Origin of the sequence: Planktothrix sp. FACHB-1355, assembly GCF_014748295.1 — a bacterium.
Lineage (GTDB): Bacteria > Cyanobacteriota > Cyanobacteriia > Cyanobacteriales > Aerosakkonemataceae > Aerosakkonema > Aerosakkonema funiforme_A.
This window is the reverse complement of the sequence record NZ_JACJUP010000938.1, coordinates 1-2,898: the sequence shown is the minus strand read 5'-3', so window position 1 is coordinate 2,898 and position 2,898 is coordinate 1. Positions and strand designations below refer to the sequence as shown.

Annotated in this window: 4 protein-coding genes; 1 reads left to right on the top strand and 3 read right to left on the bottom strand. The window is 43.3% G+C overall.

Annotated elements, in window-relative coordinates; genetic code table 11:
• Positions 1-733 (bottom strand): CBS domain-containing protein (locus H6S82_RS27220; RefSeq protein ID WP_191057034.1); only part of this gene is annotated, 733 nt, incomplete at its 3' end.
• Between the two features lie 329 nt (positions 734-1,062).
• Between H6S82_RS27220 and H6S82_RS27215 the strand changes: the two genes are divergently transcribed.
• Positions 1,063-2,100 (top strand): hypothetical protein, encoded by a 1,038-nt coding sequence (locus H6S82_RS27215; RefSeq protein ID WP_190472885.1) that lies wholly within the window; start codon positions 1,063-1,065, stop codon positions 2,098-2,100.
• Between the two features lie 66 nt (positions 2,101-2,166).
• Here H6S82_RS27215 and H6S82_RS27210 read toward each other — a convergent pair whose 3' ends face one another.
• Entirely contained in the window at positions 2,167-2,418 is a 252-nt protein-coding gene (locus H6S82_RS27210) for a transporter suffix domain-containing protein (protein WP_190472888.1), read from the bottom strand.
• A 169-nt stretch (positions 2,419-2,587) separates the two neighbouring features.
• Positions 2,588-2,898 (bottom strand): carbohydrate ABC transporter permease (locus tag H6S82_RS27205; protein WP_191057033.1); only part of this gene is annotated, 311 nt, incomplete at its 5' end.

Genomic DNA, 2,898 nt, shown 5'->3' with positions numbered 1-2,898 from the left:
GACTCATCACTTTTTCAGCTTGGATATCCTCGATTTGCAAACCCAGGATTTGTAATTGCACGATATCTCTTTCAGTAACTATTCCGATAGGAATAGCTTGTTTGGTATTAGCTTCTGAGTTGGCAATCACCACACAACTAACACAATTATCGGCCATCAATTGCGCCAAATTCAGCACTGAACTTGAAGCAGGCGCATGAATTACTTTAGTTGTCATTACGTCCGCTACTCGACGCATTGTTAACAAATTTACAGGTTGGAGAACTTCTCGAATCGTTTCCGCAGTAACAACACCAACCAGGTTTTCTGCATCGTCTATACTTGGTAAGTGCCGAATTTGATTATCGCGCAAGAGGGAAAGAGCTAAAAATACATCTTTAAATTCAGATTCAGCAAGAGTAATCACCTCTTTGGTCATCACGTTTGCGATCGGTACAGCTAAGTTCTGTCCTCTTGCCACCAATTTAACTACATCTCGCTCTGTAATTATGCCTCGAATCTTTCCTTCTTCCACAATCAAAGCGCAATTATTAACTTTATAATTGCCGGGATGAGGCATAAAAGATGGCTGACCGGAATAAAGATTTTTATTTTTAGCTTCAGCTTTATTAAAAAATGTACATTCGCCTCCATGAATTTGATTCATCTTGGCTAGGACATCTAAAAGTGGAGTATCTGGTGAAACAGTGAGGGGATGACGGTTAATAGCTAGTTGCGGCTCTGGCAAGTTCATATATACAATTTGCTTTGCAACTCAATTATTTAGATATCTTAACATTTAAAAATTTAGCCACAAATCGATTAAAATCGATGATACTTAATATAAGTATAAGCTAATATATTTATTTGGCAATATCAGCTAAAAACTTGAAAAACTAAACTCCTCTTACCTTGTAAAAGCGGTTTTGCAATAAAGTTTACCTGCAAACCCCTGGAGTAATTTTGCATTTGGACTTGACATTTTAGCCACGCTGCGAGTGCCGAAGGTGACCGTCAGCGTAAGCAAGTATGATAAAGAACGTGCAATAATGATCCCTCTGTGACCCACGATCGCTCTCACAAATGCCCGAATCTCCCCAACCTCCTTTCGACCTCGCATCTGCCCTCAATATCGGTACGGATCTACACTTCCAGTTACCCGATCCAGAAGACGATCGCATCCCAGATAGTGAGTTTCAGCAGCAAGTGGATATCGCTTGGCTGGTATGCGATCGCTTCGACTTGCAAACGGAAATCTGGCGCGGACGTATTTTACGAGTAGTGCGCGATCGCGAGAAGAAAGGCGGCGACGGACGCGGCACTGGTTTTCTAAATTGGCTGAAAGAGCGAGAAATTAACAAAAGTCAGGCTTATTCTCTGATAGAGTTAGCCAATAGCGCCGATACTCTTTTAGCTGAGGGAAAGCTCGACCCGACTGCGATTAGAAACTTCAGCAAACGCGCTTTTGTGGAAACAGCCAAATCATCTCCAGAAATACAACAACTGGTCACTGATGCAGCGCAAAAAGGCGATCGCATCACCCGTCGGGAAGTGCGCCAACTCGCAGAAGAGTGGACAGCTATGACCTCCGATTTACTCCCCGACGAAGTAAAAGCTAAAGCCGCCGATCAAACTCTTCCGCCGCGTTACCTCGCACCCCTAGTTAAGGAATTGGAGAAATTACCCGAATCTCACATAACCTTACTGCAAGAAGAAGTCGCCCAAGAACCCAGCGTCGATAAACTCAAACAGGTAACGTCAGACGCCCGCAACTTAGCCAAGTATCTCCACGCCGCCGCCCAAGTGCAAGCCATTAACCAATCATCGGTAGATGTGGAAATGGCGCTAGAAGAAGCGCTGCGGATAGGTTGTTTGAATACAGCATCTGATTTGGTCAAACAAGCGTCTCAGCTAGAACAAACGATCGCCAAACTTTACACTACTTGGAAACGTGTCGGTAGTTTGGCGGATCGGCTATATGTGGATACCGGTGCGAGTACGCCCAACTTGCGATCGCTTCTCACTTGTTTGGAAAGACTAGCCGGTGAATCGATCGAAGTACCTCTGGATGAAAATGGCGATCGTACCGTTCGCCTGCGAATTTTCGCAGATTCAGATTAAATTGGCAACCTACAATTCTAACAATAAATTAGCCTAATTGCTTCGTTACTTAGTTAACGGCTAAGGTTAGCGGAGCAATTTTTTCAAACTCTTCCAAATCCGAGAAAAACTAAAATAACGCCGATATTTAGTAGCAAGTTCTTTTCCTACCAAGACAAGACCTAACCAGAACAAAACTTCTGCCACAACAGCTAGAATAGTTACTAATACAGCCTTGTGTGCTAAATCTATCTGTATAAATGGCACAACAAAAATTATCGCTGCCCAAGGCAAGAAAGATACAACAATAATCAACAGACCTAGATTCTTTAGACTCATTTCAATTACAGTTAGCTTTTTTCATTTAAAGCCGAGGCACACAAAAGTAAGCGCTCGAATACCTATAAGTTTATCGTTGTCAAATAAACTTTTTAACTCAGCGTTACTCTGCGAAAACATACCCTGCGGTCAGCCGCTGACGCGGCTAGTGCGTTCCTTTGCCTTAAACTTAACTCTTAATTCCAGTTGTAGCAATTCCCCTAATAAATTGTCTTTGGCCTATTAAAAACAACAGCAGGATCGGCACCGTAGCAATAGTCACAGCCGCCATCATCAAAGGCCAATTATTCGTAAATTGCTCCTGAAAATCTGCCAGCGCCAGCTGCACCGTTCTTAATTCCGGTCGCGTTGTAAAAACCAGCGGTTTAAACAGATCGTTCCACTCCCCGATAAACGTAAATAAAAATAGCGTCACCAATGCCGGACGAGACAAAGGTAGCATCACGCGCCACAGAATTTGCAGCCGATTTGCCCCATCCA

What these genes read in the sequence shown, in the direction of transcription:
- H6S82_RS27215 (WP_190472885.1), top strand. Translation starts at nt 1,063, where the DNA reads ATGCCCGAATCTCCCCAACCTCCTTTCGACCTCGCATCTGCCCTCAAT.
- H6S82_RS27210 (WP_190472888.1), bottom strand. Translation starts at nt 2,418, where the DNA reads ATGAGTCTAAAGAATCTAGGTCTGTTGATTATTGTTGTATCTTTCTTG.